At 34.4% G+C, this 17,042-nt stretch carries 14 protein-coding genes; all 14 read left to right on the top strand.

Translation table 11 applies throughout. The features are described 5' to 3' along the window. Positions 1-74: 74 nt before the first annotated feature. The 14 genes from KKI44_RS06230 to KKI44_RS06165 all read left to right on the top strand — a co-directional run bounded on the left by KKI44_RS06230 (position 75) and on the right by KKI44_RS06165 (position 16,968). Complete coding sequence (locus KKI44_RS06230) at positions 75-245, top strand: hypothetical protein (protein WP_157967283.1); 171 nt, start codon at positions 75-77, stop codon at positions 243-245. Between the two features lie 49 nt (positions 246-294). Beyond that, the gene (locus KKI44_RS06225) at positions 295-660 is read left to right on the top strand and encodes a hypothetical protein (RefSeq protein WP_076394835.1); all 366 of its coding nucleotides are present in this window, start codon (positions 295-297) and stop codon (positions 658-660) included. 1,511 nt (positions 661-2,171) lie between these two features. Then, complete coding sequence (locus KKI44_RS06220) at positions 2,172-6,149, top strand: hypothetical protein (RefSeq protein ID WP_214590332.1); 3,978 nt, start codon at positions 2,172-2,174, stop codon at positions 6,147-6,149. 5 nt (positions 6,150-6,154) lie between these two features. Continuing rightward, positions 6,155-6,607 (top strand): hypothetical protein, encoded by a 453-nt coding sequence (locus KKI44_RS06215; protein ID WP_214590331.1) that lies wholly within the window; start codon positions 6,155-6,157, stop codon positions 6,605-6,607. A gap of 48 nt (positions 6,608-6,655) precedes the next feature. Further along, positions 6,656-7,306: a hypothetical protein gene (locus tag KKI44_RS06210; RefSeq protein WP_214590330.1), complete on the top strand. Its 651-nt coding sequence runs from the start codon at positions 6,656-6,658 to the stop codon at positions 7,304-7,306. A gap of 139 nt (positions 7,307-7,445) precedes the next feature. Next, complete coding sequence (locus KKI44_RS06205) at positions 7,446-7,997, top strand: transposase (RefSeq protein ID WP_214591108.1); 552 nt, start codon at positions 7,446-7,448, stop codon at positions 7,995-7,997. A 122-nt stretch (positions 7,998-8,119) separates the two neighbouring features. Next, positions 8,120-8,278, top strand: coding sequence for a hypothetical protein (locus KKI44_RS06200; RefSeq protein ID WP_165796614.1), 159 nt, complete (start codon positions 8,120-8,122; stop codon positions 8,276-8,278). Between the two features lie 5 nt (positions 8,279-8,283). After that, positions 8,284-9,156 (top strand): immunity 49 family protein, encoded by an 873-nt coding sequence (locus KKI44_RS06195; RefSeq protein ID WP_214590329.1) that lies wholly within the window; start codon positions 8,284-8,286, stop codon positions 9,154-9,156. A gap of 164 nt (positions 9,157-9,320) precedes the next feature. Further along, entirely contained in the window at positions 9,321-9,494 is a 174-nt protein-coding gene (locus KKI44_RS06190; RefSeq protein WP_214590328.1) for an HNH endonuclease, read from the top strand. A 12-nt stretch (positions 9,495-9,506) separates the two neighbouring features. Next, the gene (locus tag KKI44_RS06185) at positions 9,507-10,274 is read left to right on the top strand and encodes an ankyrin repeat domain-containing protein (protein WP_214590327.1); all 768 of its coding nucleotides are present in this window, start codon (positions 9,507-9,509) and stop codon (positions 10,272-10,274) included. Between the two features lie 52 nt (positions 10,275-10,326). Further along, a complete protein-coding gene (locus KKI44_RS06180) occupies positions 10,327-10,767 on the top strand; it encodes a hypothetical protein (RefSeq protein ID WP_214590326.1) in 441 nt (146 codons plus the stop codon). Then, positions 10,764-11,144, top strand: coding sequence for a hypothetical protein (locus KKI44_RS06175; RefSeq protein ID WP_214590325.1), 381 nt, complete (start codon positions 10,764-10,766; stop codon positions 11,142-11,144). Before KKI44_RS06180 ends, KKI44_RS06175 begins: the two co-directional genes overlap by 4 nt. A 500-nt stretch (positions 11,145-11,644) precedes the next feature. Further along, on the top strand, positions 11,645-15,817 hold the full coding sequence (locus tag KKI44_RS06170) for a hypothetical protein (protein WP_214590324.1): 4,173 nt from the start codon (positions 11,645-11,647) through the stop codon (positions 15,815-15,817). Positions 15,818-15,819: 2 nt separating this feature from the next. Next, on the top strand, positions 15,820-16,968 hold the full coding sequence (locus KKI44_RS06165) for a hypothetical protein (RefSeq protein ID WP_214590323.1): 1,149 nt from the start codon (positions 15,820-15,822) through the stop codon (positions 16,966-16,968). Positions 16,969-17,042 lie beyond the last annotated feature (74 nt).

Raw genomic sequence — 17,042 nt, 5'->3', positions numbered from 1 at the left:
TGCAATATACTGGTTTCGAAAGTAACAGGAAGAAATTGAAAATTAAAAATCAGCATTAATAAATTTTGGTAGTCATGGAAAAAGAAGAGAACAAAAAAATTAAAGAAAACTTAGAAAAATTTCAGGATCCCGATAGAGACATCAGTGATCTTATAGACGAGCTGGCTTACCTCAGCGAAAACGAAAACATCGAGACGAGCAGAAAATTTCTGGATGATATGTATATGCTCGATCAGGACGATTAACAACTTAGCGTTGTAAAAAAATCAATTTTAATGAATAATAATATGAAGAATGAATTTAGATAGTATAAAAGCCCTCCTCATCGGAACTGCCATTGCATTTTCGGGAGGACTGTTAAGAGTATTGATCTCCATACAGAACAAAGAAAAAAAGAGGCCTTGGGAACATATCATCACCTTAATTATCGTGATTATTGTCGGTTTCACCATGAGCTATGTCATGAAAAGTGCCGAACTCCACAACAAATGGTATTCTACAGGAATATTGTTTGTACTCGGTTATGGCTACGACAAGTTCCTGAAAATGATTACCACCAATCTTCCCAACTGGATTGATACAACCATGAATCTTTACATCGGAAACCAGCCAAACAGACAGCCTGAAGAAGAAAAAGAGAAGAAAGAAGAGATAAAATAAAGAACAAAAAAATCCTCCGAAGCAGGACAAATATCAAAAACAATTAATTATTGTTGTTAAAAACCAACTGAAAACGTCATTACTTGAAGCAGGCTCAACTCCTTTAAAGTATTATTTGAATCTTGTGTACTAAGCTTTAGGAAAAGTGGGTTGGAATAAAATTGTAATGCGGTAAGGTTAAAATAACGTGAACTCGATCTATATTCTTATTATTTTGGGCAGCTTTTCCGCCCTCCGTTCCCGCTTTTTGTAGTTTTGCCAAAGCTTTTCCAGTCACAAAAACTACAAAAGAGCTCCACTCAGGTCGGGCTGCAACAGCATTGTGCAAAAATACTCCAAAACAAATCGTAAATATTTGATATACAATTTTTTATTACTGAGTTAACGTTAAAATATAGTATACCGGAGTATGGAATGAATGAGCAGTAGTAAAAATGTACTGTAGTAAGCTTAAAATGTTAAGCAGTAAGTATCAGAAGAGGTGAGCAGTAGTAAAAATGTAGTGTAGTAAGCCTAAAATGTACTGTGTTAAGTATCAGAGGAGGTGAGCAGTAGTAAAAATGTAGTGTAGTAAGCCTAAAATGTACTGTGTTAAGCAGCAGAAAAGGTGAGCAGTAGTAAAAATGTACTGTAGTAAGCAGTAGAAAAGGTGAGCAATAATAAAGTTGCAGAACAGTAAGCCTTCAATCTAAGACAGTAGAATGTAAATGGAGAATATTTTGTTAAAATTGCTGTACAGTAAACATTCAATCTATAACAGTGGAATATAAATATACAATACTGCAATAAAAATACATCACAGTAAACTTTCGGTACAGGACAGTGGAGCGTAGAGAAAGAATACTGCAATAAAATTGCATAACAGTAAACGTCCCATTTAAAATAATCAAGACATTAAAAAATCTTTGATTTTTTTAACTTATGTGCTCTTTTTTTCATTTAAGCATTAAACTTAAAAAAATTAAAGTGTTTAAATCTCTTGCATCTTTTGTGGTAAAAAAGTTTAAAGGAGGAAGAATACTGCAATAAAATTGCATAACAGTAAACGTCCCATTTAAAATAATCAAGACATTAAAAAATCTTTGATTTTTTTAACTTATGTGCTCTTTTTTTTCATTTAAGCATTAAACTTAAAAAAACTAAAGTGTTAAACTCTTTTGCATCTTTTGCGGTAAAAAGTTTAAAGCCTAAAGTAAATTTCTGTATTACCGTCATCAGAAATCATTTCGGGAAACCACTTACTGCAACTACAGAATCCCCCGCTCCAAAAAAGGCTTATTCTCCTTAAAAATTCTGAATTTTGAATCTGGAATTTCAGCCGGATCAAAAGAAAAAAGCACAGCACTTCCGATTTCTCATCATAACGCTGTGTCACCTTACAGGCAGTAAAATCTTAAAAAACTACGTTACCGCGTCTGATTTTTCAGTTCCATCAGGTACGGTAAAGCGCAGCTCCATTGTTGTGCTTTACGTGCCTTTTAAACAAAATATAATTAAAAAACACCAAGTCAATGAAAGCAGCAAAACCTGTAGAAAAAGACAACAAAAACCATCATAGCCAGAGCAAAAAGCAGAAGGCTAAAAAGCCGGTGGTGGTACCTCTGCCCGTGGCGGAAGTGGCTCCTTTACAAACACAAAAGCCTGAAGAATCTGCAGCTCTTGCAGGATTCGCAACCCCGAATATCAATAAGACAAATGCAAACGGAATTATTGCTCCGGTTCACGGTTCACAGACCATTTACGATCAGGGTTCTGAGATCATGTTTAAAAAGCATCAGGAAAGTCTGGCAGAAACCGGAGATATCAATCATCCGGATACCCAAAAAGCAGAAAAAGATTATACTTCCACGCTGAACATCAGTCAGGTTAAAGATTATCATGATCTGAAATCCGGAACGTATGTGCCGAAAACGTTGGAGGAACAGGCAGCAGCTCATCAAATGGTTAAAAATCAGAAAACTGCTGCGAAAACGATAGACGAAAAAGAAGCATTAAAAAAGATTAGCAGTAAATCACAAACGTTAAAACCTATTATAGACCAAAAGCCAAAAGAGAGAAAAATTGAGATTAAAACACCTCCGATTAAGCCGATTTTATACAAAGTCAATACTAGTGGCTCAAAAACGAGGATTGATAAAAATACATTCACTCATTCGGGGAATGTCAAAATTAAGGATGGAAAAAAATCTAATAATAATCTAAATACAAAAACTAAGATAGAAAAAGATGACAATTTTGTCATTCCAAAAAATATTCAACCTGTTCTTACTCCAAGAATGGATAAGGCTGTTGATAGCGAACAGGCCGAAATCGCTCCCGATGCACAAACAACACTCAATATTGTTGGATTGGTTGCGGCTGCACAAGAATTTAGAGATCAGGGGGTAGAAGCCAGGTCTCAGGTGAAAACTCAAAATGAAGCAGCGAATACAATCAAAAACAAAATTAAAGAGGTTCAAAAAGAAATTCAAAAATCAGATGCTGATTTAGAGAAATCAGAAGATAGCATAGAAAGTAAAGAAGCTCTCATCCGTAAATTGGAAAAAGGACTGGAAACCTCAGTAAAAAGACAACAAAAAGTAGAACAGGAAGTAGGAATCTATCAACAAGAATATAATAAAAATAAGACCAAGGCAAGTGATTTCAATAGTGAAGCAAAAAATTTACTTAGTGGATCTCAAAAACATCAAGATCCTAAAAATGCTGATTCCGGAACCCTCACTAGAAAATTAAATGAATTAAGTACTAACGCAGGTACGATAAATCAAGCTGTAACTCAGGCAGGAAATACAACTCAAAAACTGTCTCAAGAAGCTCAACAATCTAAAGCTAAAAACGCAAAAATACAGAGCGAAATATTGTCTTCCAGAGCATCAATATTAAAATCAAAAGCTAAACTGGCATCAGATACTAAAAAGAATAATGAAGCAAAAAGAGAGTTAGGAAAACTTACTCCTAAACTAAAACAGGTAGAATCGCAAAGTAAAAAATTAAACCAGGAAGCAGACGGATTAATAAAAGATTCTTATGCTATCGAACGTGAGGTTATAAAAACTCAAAATGCTTACTATGCCAACATGGCAACAGTTGAGGGACGAAACAGCTTAATACAAAAAGAAAAAGATAAAATTGAAAAGGCTCCTAAAGAGCTTAATCAGGCAGAAAGTTTATTAATTGATTTTGCAAAATTAAAAACAGAAGAGCAACAGGTAGCTTTCTTAAGAAAATTAAGCCCAAGCGAACAAAATTTACTAAAAGATAAATTTGAAGAAGTAAATGCTAATTACGATAAAGATCAAGCAGAACATCAAGGTTTAATCGAGCAAAATGTTGAAAGCATTAGAAACGCTCAAATAGAAGTTTATAATAACAAACGTAAAGATGCCTTACAAAAACCATTAAACTTAGTTACCAAAAATCTGAACAGGATTACCGGTTTAAAAAGACTATGGATGTCTATTTCTATTGCGTTTTCAGATATTTGGAATGACGTTACGTCTATTACATGGACAGATGTGGGTAAATTCATCGAATCTATTTTCAATCCAAAAGCGTGGTATGAGGCAATTTCAGGCTCTATAAGTGGAATCTGGGATGATTTAACAAACTGGAAAGGATTCTCAGAAGATCCCGTAGGAATGATTCTTCAAAAAGCCGCCGGAATAGCCAATAAAGTACTGGTCATAGCTGGCGTAATTACAGGAATACTAGGAATATTAACAGTAGCTGCTGCCGTAGGATCTTTCTTCACTCTTGGTGGTTTGGCGCCGTTAGCTGCCTGGTTGGGAGGAGCTACCATAACAATGGGAACTATAACATTCTGGGTTGGAGCGATTGCATTAGGATTGAATATATTAAACGGAATTAAAAACATTTATGACGTACATACGGCAAAAACGGCTGATGTTTTATTCAAAAATTCTGGCGAATTAAAAAGTGATATTACTAATTCAGGTATGGCTATTTTGGCAATGATAGGTGGAAAAGCCTCGAAAAAAGGAGGAGCTTCCATAAAAGATCTGGCAAAAAGAAACCCGAAAACTTTTGGTAAGCGAATGTTTATTAACTTAAAAAATGGTCTTAAAGCACAAATTGTTTCTATACCTAGAAGAATAACATCTGTTTTCAAAAAAGAAACATGGATTAAATCCTTCCAAAGTTTCAAAGCAGCTTATAAGAAGGCGAAAGATTGGGTGGTTGAACCTTTTAAGAAAAAGAATACAACTACACTGCAAAACCGTAATTTAAATCAGCTTCCTTTCGAAGAACAGACCGTTCCGGATAGAATGCATGAGCAGCCTATTAGCAATGAAAGAGGTAATAGTAAATCCAACATTAAGGAAGAGGATGTAAAGCCAATTCAAACGCAGGAAAATGTATATGAAGAAAGCATATTCAGACAGGATGACAGACCATATTCTCCCGTGGGTAAAACAGAGGATAGAATAAAATCTCATATTAATGAGGAAGGTAATTTAGCTCCTGCAAATAAAAATGGAAGCGCTACAGTCTCTGATCATGTAAGAGGAAGCGAACCTAATAAAAGCAAAAGTCCTTATACCTCTTTTTCTGAAGAGGGACCAGGTATAGGTAAAACTTATGGAGATCATGTGATTGAAGTTGATATTAAAAGGTTGGAAGCAGACATTGCTGCAGGTAAAATAAATGAAGTAGAAGTTTTAAGACCGGAAAAGGTACAAGCAGAATTACAAGCCAAAGTAGATGAGGCGATGAATAGATTTGAAAAATATCCATCATCAGATAATCAAAAAAGGGTGAATAATGCTGTAAGAGATCTTAATAATAGTGTAAGAGACAAAGAGATTTTAATTAAAGGGGAAATTCCTTCTGAGTATTTTAACGTGAAATCTACTAAAAATAATATATTTGAGAAAACTTTACCTGAAAATGAAAATATTAGAAAAAGTACAAGTAAATTTGTTGATGAGACTAGTGAGCAGGGTTTAGTTAAAGATGAAAAGATTACTATTAATACCTCTAATTCTAAAAATCGAGATTATTCGCTAAAACCAATAAGTTCTTTAACAAAAAGACAGCTATCTATTTTGGAGAAATTACCTAACTCTGGAGATTACGTATTTTTACCAAAGAAAAGTGTTTCGATGAAAGATTTGTTAAAGATTACAAATGTAACAGGTGATGAGTTCAATATGTTTACTAAAGGTTCAGAAAGATTAATTATTAGAGGAGAGGGAAATATTATAAATGTTCCTAATCAGCAATTTTTAGATGAATTAACTCAAGGAAAATATGGAAAGTTTTCCGGTCACACTCATCCACCAGGAAGTAGTATTACTCCTGGTTCAAAAGATAGACCTTTTTTAGATATGATGAAGCAAAAGAGAAGTGCGATTTGGGGAAATATTGTTGATGAGCCTTATATTTTTGGTAGCTTACCAATACAGGATGAAATATTTAGACAAGAAATTGCCAAAGAAAAATGGCTTAAATACTATGAAAACAATTAAATATTATGGATAATAACGAAATAGACAAAATGATCAGCGATGCTAAAAATTTTCAAATTGAAAAGTTTAAAGTATTTGTCGAAGACAATAATTTTAAAGAAATATATAAATATTGTTTTTCTGTTTTTTCTGTTAATACTAAAAAAAGAAAATTTACTTACACTGTTACTGTTAATTTTGATATTGAATTAAATGAAAATTTTTACTGGGAAGAAACAACAAATGGTAAAAAACTAATTAAAGTCAATGAAAAAACGGGAGCTAAAGAAATTGTAATTAGTTATTCTTATAAGGGAGAGCTAATTTATAAATCATATTCAGATTTTTCAAAAAATGATTGTGTACTCTCAGATTATGAGATTGATACAGATGATTTAAAATATATTTTAAAAAATAAATCATTGGTTATAAATGAAAATTGGATTTCAGAATTTAAGTTTAAAGAGAATAACATTTAAAGAAGTAACCGTTCCCATGCTAATTTGTTTTAAATAATTAATAATAAAATGAACAACCAAATAAACGAAATCCTTTACCACTACAACGAAGAAGGATATGAAGGATACGATTTAAGCGAAGTACAGCTTCTTAGAAACAAAGATATAGACAGAATTGAAAAATTAAAATCGCTTCTTGATAATGACAATCAATATATTGCTTACCAAGCCATGCTTATTTTATTGGCGTGGGCAATTCCGGAAGGGTTTCAACAGCTTGACAGGTTTATTTCCGAAAAATGGGATGAAAAAGAAAGTTTTGAATCCCATAGAATACACAGCGAAGATAATGTATATGATGTAATTACAGACGCTCTATATATTTCGACAATGAACGGAAAGACCGAAGAAGAACTTTATCCATATATAAAACATTTTTTGAGTATTTATGGAAATAAGCTTTTTGAATCTAATCTAAAAGATTTTCTTCTAAAGAAAAATTGCAGACCGCTTTTAAAAGAAATAGAACAGGCAATTCAAGACGCTTTACAAAGCAAAAGATATTATCAGGCAAGTCAACTTTTTCCTGTGCTTGTTAATTATGACAAAAATTCTTTTAATCAATATGTAGATATTTTTAATTCTCTAATAAACGAAGATGACAGAATTTCATACAATATAGATGAAGCTCAAGCAATTAAAACAAAAAAATCAATCTAATTTTATAAAAAATTAGAAATATTATTTAAAAGCCAATATAAACTCCCCGCTGCCGCACGAATCCTTTCGTGTGGCATTTTTATTATCCAATAATTTCTTAAAAGTTTTTACCTTTATAAAACATAATTGATAAGTCGTAATTAAGTTCTACAATCCTGAAGGATTATATTTTATAAGTTTTGCTGTTCTAGGTTGGCTAGATGTTTTTATTAGAAATGAATACAAAGAAATTTTTTTAGAAAGTTTAAGATTTTGCCAAAAGAATAAAGGAGTGGAAATTCATGAATATATCATGTCAAGTCATGTACATTTAGTTTTCAGGAGTATAAATGGGCAGAAACCAGAACTTTTGATTGGTGATTTAAAAAGATTTACAAGTAAATCAATTGTGACAGAAATCAAGGAAAATCCTAAAGAAAGCAGAAAAGAATTTTTATTAAATTTCTTTCTTAAAGAAGGTTTAAAATCATCAAATGTAACCCCATATCAATTTTGGAGAAATGATAATAAGCCTATTGAATGTTGGAGTAACAAAGTGAGATGGCAGAAAATTAATTATATACATCAAAATCCGGTAGAAGCAGGTTTAGTTTTCCGTGCGGAGGATTATAGATACAGCAGTGCAATAGATTATTCTGATGAAAAAGGACTTTTAGATCATATTGTTATTTTTAGAATGTTTGATTTATAAATAATTTTAAACCACACGATGAAATCGTGCGGTAGCGAGTTGGTAAAGAAGTTGTTGTTAATGATGTTACAGAGTTTGCGGAGCAAGGTTCTATCAACTATTTAGAGAAAACCCTTGAAGATATGGCTGGATCTAAAAATTTTAAAAAACAAGAAATTGCAGAAGATTTGCAACAAGCATTATTGAGAGGGAAAGTTAAATATATGGTGGTACAACAAAGGTTTACAAAAGCGGATGATATAGGAGAATTTACAATTAAAGAATTTGATATAACAAGATAGTAAACATGGAAAAAATTAATTTGCATAAGGTTGATTTACCTGACGTAATAAAAGAAAATTATGATTGGTTAGATAAAAAATTATACAAATCTATCAATAAGTCAAAAGAAGCATTTCGGTTCTTATTTTATGTCTACAAAGATTCTTCAGAACTCTTACAAATGTCAGTTTTGGAGAAACCAGAATTATCCCAACAGAAATATTGGTTTACCTATGGACTCAACTGTATTAGCGAATTTTGTCGTTTGGCTCACTTTCCGAATGAAGTAAAAGAAGCTCAAATAGACGAGAGTGGTGTTTTCTCTATTAAAGTAGAAGAAACAAACCAACACATTAATATTTTGAAAGCGCTTTCTATGGCAACAATAGCGAGAGATAAAGAAAAGCAAAAAATTATTGCCGATAGCCCTCTTTACTTGTGGGAAATGAAAGACGAAAATCTTAATAATGGTAATTTTGTAACCTGTTTTTTATTATTAATGAAAGAGTATTACTCAAATAAAACATTTAATGAAGAGCTTTTTGAAAAATCACAACAATATGTAATATTAAATAAATCTGAAATAGGACCAGATATCAAACAAAAATTTTGGATCTATTATATGAATGAATTTTTAATAGCTTTAAAATCTTTAGTTGCTGATAATGAAGCAGAGTTCAATCAGAATTTAATTAAAACGATAAAAGCACACCAAGAAGTCTGGAGTCAAAAGAAAGCATTAAATCGTGGCGGAACTCCTTTATGCAGATCAAATGAAGGATTTTTATCATGGGAATGTACAGCTTTAGCAGCGATGGCATATGATAAAGGCTGGAAGCTGGAAGTTGAATCAGATTATATACCAGGCTTTATGGTTGATGGCAGTATAAATAAGTAAACATAATTTTTCTGTAATAAGCATCTCGTTATCGGGATGCTTTTTTTGTTAAATTATATGTCATTTGAAGTTTTTAATTAAATTCGGCTTTAAGAAGATTGTGAGTAATAAACAAGTTGAAATGTAAGGAGACTCTCCGACTGATTAGAGCTGCGAATAAGAAAATGTTTGATAAATCAACAACAGATAAAAAAGTACAGATCGGATTTGAAGACTATACATGGCATCACCATCATGACCGGAAAAAAATGATACTGGTAGCAACTGACCTTCATGAAGCAGCAAGACATTATGGAGGAGATTCGCTTACACGGGCAAAACTTGGATTAGAAGAATAAAAAATAACAATTATGAATTCAAAAGAGAACTATCCCAAATTACAAGAGTTTCAAATTGAGCAATGGGAAATGAAAAATAATATTAAAATACCTTCGAGCTACAGAAAGTATTTATTAGAAAATAATGCGGGATATTTTATTTCTGAACCTAACGTTTTTGATGTTCCTAAAATGGGAGGTTTTGCTCTAGCAAATTTTTTAGGATTATCAGATGATATTTACGGATTAGAACATGCCTTAAAAGTTTATAAAGATAGGTTTCCAGATAAGTATTTCCCAATAGCTTATGATGTTGTAGGCAACTTAACCCCTGAAGAGGAATCTTATGGTGAGTTAATTGATATTTTTGATGGTGATGATGAGGGAATTAGAAAGTTATTAGATTCGGGCTGGGATATTGATACGCCATGTGAATTTAATCAGACTTTAATTCAAAGAGCAGCTTTGGCAAATAGAGTCTGGCTAGTTGAAGAATTAATAAAAAGAGGAGCTAAACTAGACGGAGCGATTCAACAATCTATGACTTTGAATAGTTTTGAGTCTCTTGAATTATTATTGGCAGGAGGAGCAAATCTTGAAAAATTAGATAAACAGGGTTACACTCCTTTGCAAAAAGCAGTAATGGGTAATAAACCGAAAGCTGTTCAACTTCTTTTAAAATACGGTGCAAATAAAGATGTAATAGATGAATTTGGAGACACCCCGCTAGAAACGGCGTTATTTAAAAAAGGAAAAGGAGTTGATATGGACGAAATAATAGCAATGCTACAAAATCCTTAATTTTCATATCATGAAAACATATCTATTGAAGAAATAAAAAATTATTTACCAAATGAAAAATAAAATAATAGAAGAATTTAAGGGATTTGTATCACTAGACAGTATTCGAACACAGTTTATACAAATTGAGCTAGATGAAGATTTATTTAATTATGTAACATTTCGTATATTAAAAAATAATGAAGAAAGGAATTATAGTTTTAAATATGTATTAGAATATAATCAGCAAAAAACAAATATTCCTAATGGGCTATATGTAAATACAGCTAATGACTGGTATAATGAATACAAAAAAAACAATACAGAAGGAAGGCAGATAACAACGATACCGGATGGAACGAGAACTAGACATCAACTTGATGCAAAACACTTTGTGCTTGTTATTGATGGTTATTGTTTCAATATATTAGCTGAGAAATATATAATAAGTGAAAACCGTTTTTTTGAAACCTACAGAGAAGATAGTGAAAAAATAAAAAAAATAGTATCATGACATTGACGCCATTATTTATACAACATACCCAAAAAATGCACCGAGGCAAGAATATTGAATATTATGCAAATTCTAAAAAAGCTTTTTTTGATGCTACATTATATACCCGTCAAAAAGAAGATGGTAAATGGGAGTCTGTTCAGGGAGGTTTCTTATTTAATAATGTAGAAGAAGTTGGTCAAAAAGCTATTAATGAGTTAACAGCAAGAGAGTTAGGTGTTGATTTTAATGATTACAGCAACTTATATTACATACATGCAATTTCCGCAACATTAAACAATGATCTTGTTACTTATTTAATAGATCTGGGAGATAATGTTTTTATCATAAAAGCTAAAGAGGTAATTCTTATCGATGAGGATATATATGTTTCATGATTTCTGGCACTTATTCTTCTCCTTGGCTAATTAAAATTTAGCTCCTGCCTTTATAGCAATATAGAAAACCGATTCGTAACAAATTTGAATCGGTTTTCTATTTGTACATTTTTTATTTAATTTCCGTTATCGAACTTCTTTTTTGGGTTAAACTGAAAATTATTCAAAGTAAAGCCTAAAGTAAATTTCTGTATTGCCGTCATCAGAAATCATTTCGGGAAACCACTTACTGCAACTACAGAATCCTCCGCTTCAAAAAAGGCTTATTCTCCTTAAAAATTCTGAATTTTGAATCTGGAATTTCAGCCGGATCAAAAGAAAAAAGCACAGCACTTCCGATTTCTCATCATAACGCTGTGTACACCTTACAGGCAGTAAAATCTTAAAAAACTACAATACCAGGTATGATTTTTCAGTTACATCAGGTACGGTAAAGCGCAGCTCCCATGTTGTGCTTTACGTGCCTTTTAAACAAAATATAATTAAAAAACACCAAGTCAATGAAAGCAGCAAAACCTGTAGAAAAAGACAATAAAAGCCATCATAGCCAGAGCAAAAAGCAGAAAGCTAAAAAGCCGGTGGTGGTACCTCTGCCCGTGGCGGAAGTGGCTCCTTTACAAACCCAAAAGCCTGAAGAATCTGCAGCTCTTGCAGGATTCGCAACCCCGAATATCAATAAGACAAATGCAAGCGGAATTATCGCTCCGGTTCACGGTTCACAGACCATTTATGATCAGGGTTCCGAGATCATGTTTAAAAAGCATCAGGAGAGTATGGCAGAAACTGGGGATATCAATCATCCGGATACCAAAAAAGCGGAAAAAAATTATACTTCTACGCTGAACATCAGCCAGGTTAAAGATTATCATGATCTGAAATCCGGAACTTCTCTGCCGAAGACGTTGGAGGAACAGGCAGCAGCTCATCAGCAAAATAAAAAATCTCCGGAAACAAATGCCGAAACTAAATCTCCGGGGAAAAAGCAGATATCAGATAAAGGTGATATTGTTTCGACAGACCAGCTTCAACCTGTTAACCCAGATAAAGCACCTGTTGAAGAGGTAGATCCGGCTCCTTCTGCAAATGCCCACAGTAATCCAGGATTTACAGAGCTTAGCGGAAAAATAAGCAGTACTGCTAAATTACAGAAGCAGCATGAACCATCCCATAAAGCTACAAATGATGCACAGGCTGCAGCGCCATCTCCTGCCAACGAACGTCAGAGTATGGCACAGGCAAGCCAGATAAATGTAATGGGTGCGAAGGAAGCCGGAATGTTCAAGAAAGAAGATTTCAAAGCTTTGCTGAGTGCAAAAATACATAGTATACAACTTCCTAAAAATGAAGAGCAGGCTGATGAGTTTGAGAAACATAACAATATAAATGAAGTCAATCAAAAAGCAGTGGGCGATGTTAAAAGAGAAAAGAATGCAGCAGCAAATGATATTGCTTCTGCAACTGCAGCAAAACCGGATATTGCAGCACAGCCTCATCGTCCGGTTGCAAAAATGCCGACACAAAATGTAGGTAAGGCTCCTTCTACGCCGAATGTCGCTAAGGCAATGCCTGTGAAAAGAACTGCAGCCAGCGTAGAACAACCTATAAAGCAACAAACGGCAAGTATCGACAGTGAAATGAAAGCGAATGGAGTAACCGATAAGATGTTGGCAAACTCCAATGAACCATCATTTACGGATGCTTTAGATCAAAAGAATAATGCGAAAGCCCAAAGTGTTGAAGCAACTCATCAGTTCAGAGACAATGAAGCTAAGGAGTTGTCAAAAACCCGTAGTGATGCACAGGCACAGGCGGTAAATCATATAAGCGGTATGCATGACGCAAGAAAAGGTGGGTTAGGCAATGTACACGGCGATCAACAGCAAACTTCAGCGAAAGACAGCCAGAAACGAAAAGAAATTGCCGATCATATTAACGGCATTTACGTCAGCTCCAAAGCAGATGTAGATGTTATATTAAACAATCTGGATACAACGGTAGCGAAGAAATTTGATGAGGGCAGCAGAGAAGCTAAAAAAGCATTTGAAGCCCATGTCGATAAAGAGATGAAGGCTTATAAAAAGAAACGTTATGGTGATGCGTATGCAGACTACGGTGCTTTAGCTGCGGCTGGAAAATGGATATGGGACAAACTTACCGGCTTACCTGAAGAAGTTAATAAATTCTTTGACAGTGGTAAGGATTTATACATTAAAGTGATGGATAAATTCATCGACCAAATCGCATCTCATGTTACCACCCAGCTAAATGCAGCCAAAACCAGAATTGCCAAAGGCAAAAAAGATGTACAGACTTATGTCGACAGTTTATCGCCAAGCTTAAGGAAAATCGGGAAAGAAGCTATTGCAGAGATCCAAAGCAAATTCAATGCACTGGAAGAAAGCGTAAACAGTAAAAAAGATGCATTAATTGATGTATTGGCTAAAAAATACGCCGATAATATCGCAAGTATCGATACCCGGATTGCAGATCTTAAAGCGCAAAACAGCGGATTGATCAACAAAGCTCTTGATGTGCTTAAAACCAGCGTATTTGCTATTATTATTGAAATTAAAAATACACTGACCAATTTATTATCCGGTGTAATTAGTGCCATTCAGGCGATTATTATGGATCCGATAGGATTCTTTAAAAACCTTATTGCGGGTGTTTCCCAAGGATTTACCAATTTCGGAACCAATATCTGGACTCACCTTAAGACCGGTTTCTTCGGATGGTTAACCGGAGCGATGAAAGGTATTTCTTTCACCATGCCTGAAGATATATTCTCTTTGAAAGGTATTTTCTCCATTACCACGCAGGTGCTAGGTTTAACGTGGGACGGTATCAGAAGCATTGGCGCAAGAGTAATAGGCGAACCTGTCATGAAAGTTCTGGAAACCGCTTCTGAAAAAGGTCTTGAAATAATTCCGATTGTCCGCAAAGACGGTGCTGCCGGATTATGGGAATACCTGAAAGACCAGTTTGCCGATCTTAAAGCTACCGTAATGGATGCTATGATGGACATTATCCAGACACAGGTGATCCAGGCGGGAATTAAGTGGGTGATGGGATTGATGACTCCGGTAGGAGCCTTTATAAAAGCCGCAATGGCGATTATCGATATGGTTAAATTCTTCATCCAGCGAGCTGCGCAAATCATGGAACTGGTAAAAGCATTTACAGACAGCATTAAAGCCATTGCGAGCGGAAACGTAAGTGCCGTCGCAAAATCGATAGAAAATGCATTGGGAAGAGCGGTTCCTGTACTCATTGGTTTCTTAGCTTCCTTATTAGGAATTGGCGGATTGGCAGATAAAATACTGGGCGTTATCCGAAAAATACGTCAGCGTATTGAGAATGCGATTGTGAAGTTCTGGAATTTTATTAAGGGGAAGGCAGCTAAATTATTAAGTAAAGTCGGAATTGGAAAGCTTGGTAAGAAGAAAGATAAGGTTGATGAGAAGCATATCAAAAATATGGATTCTGAAATCGCTCCGGAACCATTTACTATGAATGGGGAAAGTCATACTCTGACTTTTGAAAAAGGTGAAATCTATATGTCCACCGATAAAGCTAAATTAAGTACGAAGATTAAAAGGTCTTTGAAATATCTTAAAGACCACCCTACAGCGCCAGAATTAAATGGCAAAGGTCAAACGATCGAAAGCAGGTTGAAAGTGCTAAAAGACGAGGCCCTTATTTCAGAAAAAGTTCTTAAGGATACCAACGGACTTAAAGGAGGCGATCCTAAAATAAAAGCAGCGCAAAAATCTCTGGATAAATTATCGTTAGATATTGCCACTTTGGGAAATGAGTATAAGTTAATCGATCTTGCCGGAGAATATGAAACCAAAGAATTGGGTGATATGGGGCTTAAGGTCGGTCAGCATAAGTTGACAGGAGCAGCCGACAGGCAGTCGCATCACGTACCGGAAAAAGAATTGCGAAACAGCCTAGTAGATTTCTATTCGACCGTAGGAAAGGTATTGAATGAAAATCCTGACTATGAAGACTTGGGCAAAAAATTGGAGATGAAAAACAAGACAATCAATTCAAAATTTAATGGATATGGCGACAAATTGCCGGCCATCCTCATTCATCAGTTAACTCACAAAGATGGCGGTGATCAAGGGATTCATAACCTGGGCTCGCAAAAAGCGGCTTATGACAATATAAAGAAAATCGCAGAAAAATCAGGGGAGTATCAATTGGTTATATATGATGAAAAAGAAAAACAAATAAGAGCATCGTTCCGTGAGCATCATTTTAAAGAACTTGTAGCGAAAGTTTATGATTTTGTCGAAAGCGGAAAAAGCAATGTGCAGATCGTCAAAGAAGAGAAAGTAGTTATTATCCACTTAAAGGGTGAAGAGGAAAACGCAATAGCTCCAATAGGTGATAAGATTAGGAATTTAATTACTACTTTTGAAAAAGATAACCCAGATGAGTTAGAAAGAGATGATAATAAAGCAGAAATTTTGCGGATTGTAAATAGAACGGCAGAAGAATCTTTCAACCAAACTTTCAACATCAGTATGAATGCCTTAACGCTAGCGTTGGAGAAACATAAGCATTTGGAAGGTGATGAAAAAACAAGAAAAGATGCGATACGCAAAATAGATGATCTATCAAGAGGCATTTGGCGTGAACATATATATAAACCTATAGAATAATTATGGAAATAAACAAGCTACATTCTGATCTAAAAAAAATATACCATGACAAAAAAGAGAGCGACCGTGCATTTCTCTTCAAATTTAAGAATGAGGATGAAAATGAAAAACTGATTACTTTTATGAAAATGGGATTTTGGTCGGTTGCTCCTTTGGGTTTTTATTCTGATAATATATTGGGTATTCGATTAACGCCCGAAAAGCTGTTAAAAAAATCTCCGATAGTGTTTTATAATAATAGCTACCAAGAATGTTTTACATTCGCACCAAATTTACTGGCCATCATTCCGATGTCTTACTTAAGATTTATGGGCAAGCCAAAAACTATAGCAGAACTTCAGGAAAAGATAGACGGAGCCGTTAATATATCGAAGCCTTTTTTTGATTATCTGGGCGACGGAGACCTTGATTTCCTGAAGGAGTTCTTGATTTCTGAAGTCAACCAGGAACGGTTTAAAGACGCGGTCAATCTTGAGGATTCGTTTTTCAAAGAATTTTGGGATCATTATTATGATAAGCCCGAACAGAAGAGGGCATTTCAATTGTTTGAAAAATTAAAAGAAAAGAGAACTTATCTTCCCAACTATAAACCGACCAATTATGGTATCTGGAATGAATATGTAGGAAACGTTTTGGCTCAAAGAGCATTAGATTTACTCAATATGGAATATGAAAACAAATGGCAGCATCTATGGCATTGCGCACAACTACCCCACGGATTTGATTGTGATAATAAAGGATTTGATCATTATAAAATAAGCTTGGGGAATTCTGATTCTTTGATTTCGCACTTATCTCTTAGTTTTGATTCCGAATGGGAAGACCAATATGCAATGTTTCCGGAAGAGGTACAAAAGCATCCGCTTTTTGAAGCGACAGAAGCTATCAGAATTAATGGACAATATGGATATACAGGAGAAAAGCATTTTGAAGCCGCCGTGCGCCTAGAAGAAGAATACAAAGACCCTGTTGCGGCATGGAATGCCTTGATAAGTGCGAGTTATTGGGCCGGCAGAAGAGAACGTTTGGATCTTGTAGAAAAAGCATGGCAACAGGCAATCGACCTGTCAGAAAAATATGGTTGGATAGAGATCAATGAAGTTTTAAAAGATCAATTGGAATTTTATTATCATTATAAAGATCAATTCTAGCTTACAATAAATGTTTTAAAAAAAGCGAAACTTCTATTTTTTAGAAGTTTCGCTTTTTTTATATGTAGTTGAAA

The sequence above is a fragment of the Chryseobacterium sp. ZHDP1 genome (assembly GCF_018603435.1).
In the GTDB taxonomy this organism is placed as follows: Bacteria; Bacteroidota; Bacteroidia; order Flavobacteriales; family Weeksellaceae; genus Chryseobacterium; species Chryseobacterium indicum.
This window is presented reverse-complemented; position numbering and strand designations above follow the sequence as displayed.

What these genes read in the sequence shown, in the direction of transcription:
- KKI44_RS06185 (WP_214590327.1), top strand. Translation starts at nt 9,507, where the DNA reads ATGAATTCAAAAGAGAACTATCCCAAATTACAAGAGTTTCAAATTGAG.
- KKI44_RS06180 (WP_214590326.1), top strand. Translation starts at nt 10,327, where the DNA reads ATGAAAAATAAAATAATAGAAGAATTTAAGGGATTTGTATCACTAGAC.
- KKI44_RS06210 (WP_214590330.1), top strand. Translation starts at nt 6,656, where the DNA reads ATGAACAACCAAATAAACGAAATCCTTTACCACTACAACGAAGAAGGA.
- KKI44_RS06215 (WP_214590331.1), top strand. Translation starts at nt 6,155, where the DNA reads ATGGATAATAACGAAATAGACAAAATGATCAGCGATGCTAAAAATTTT.
- KKI44_RS06175 (WP_214590325.1), top strand. Translation starts at nt 10,764, where the DNA reads ATGACATTGACGCCATTATTTATACAACATACCCAAAAAATGCACCGA.
- KKI44_RS06230 (WP_157967283.1), top strand. Translation starts at nt 75, where the DNA reads ATGGAAAAAGAAGAGAACAAAAAAATTAAAGAAAACTTAGAAAAATTT.
- KKI44_RS06220 (WP_214590332.1), top strand. Translation starts at nt 2,172, where the DNA reads ATGAAAGCAGCAAAACCTGTAGAAAAAGACAACAAAAACCATCATAGC.
- KKI44_RS06195 (WP_214590329.1), top strand. Translation starts at nt 8,284, where the DNA reads ATGGAAAAAATTAATTTGCATAAGGTTGATTTACCTGACGTAATAAAA.
- KKI44_RS06170 (WP_214590324.1), top strand. Translation starts at nt 11,645, where the DNA reads ATGAAAGCAGCAAAACCTGTAGAAAAAGACAATAAAAGCCATCATAGC.
- KKI44_RS06165 (WP_214590323.1), top strand. Translation starts at nt 15,820, where the DNA reads ATGGAAATAAACAAGCTACATTCTGATCTAAAAAAAATATACCATGAC.
- KKI44_RS06190 (WP_214590328.1), top strand. Translation starts at nt 9,321, where the DNA reads ATGTTTGATAAATCAACAACAGATAAAAAAGTACAGATCGGATTTGAA.
- KKI44_RS06200 (WP_165796614.1), top strand. Translation starts at nt 8,120, where the DNA reads ATGGCTGGATCTAAAAATTTTAAAAAACAAGAAATTGCAGAAGATTTG.
- KKI44_RS06225 (WP_076394835.1), top strand. Translation starts at nt 295, where the DNA reads ATGAATTTAGATAGTATAAAAGCCCTCCTCATCGGAACTGCCATTGCA.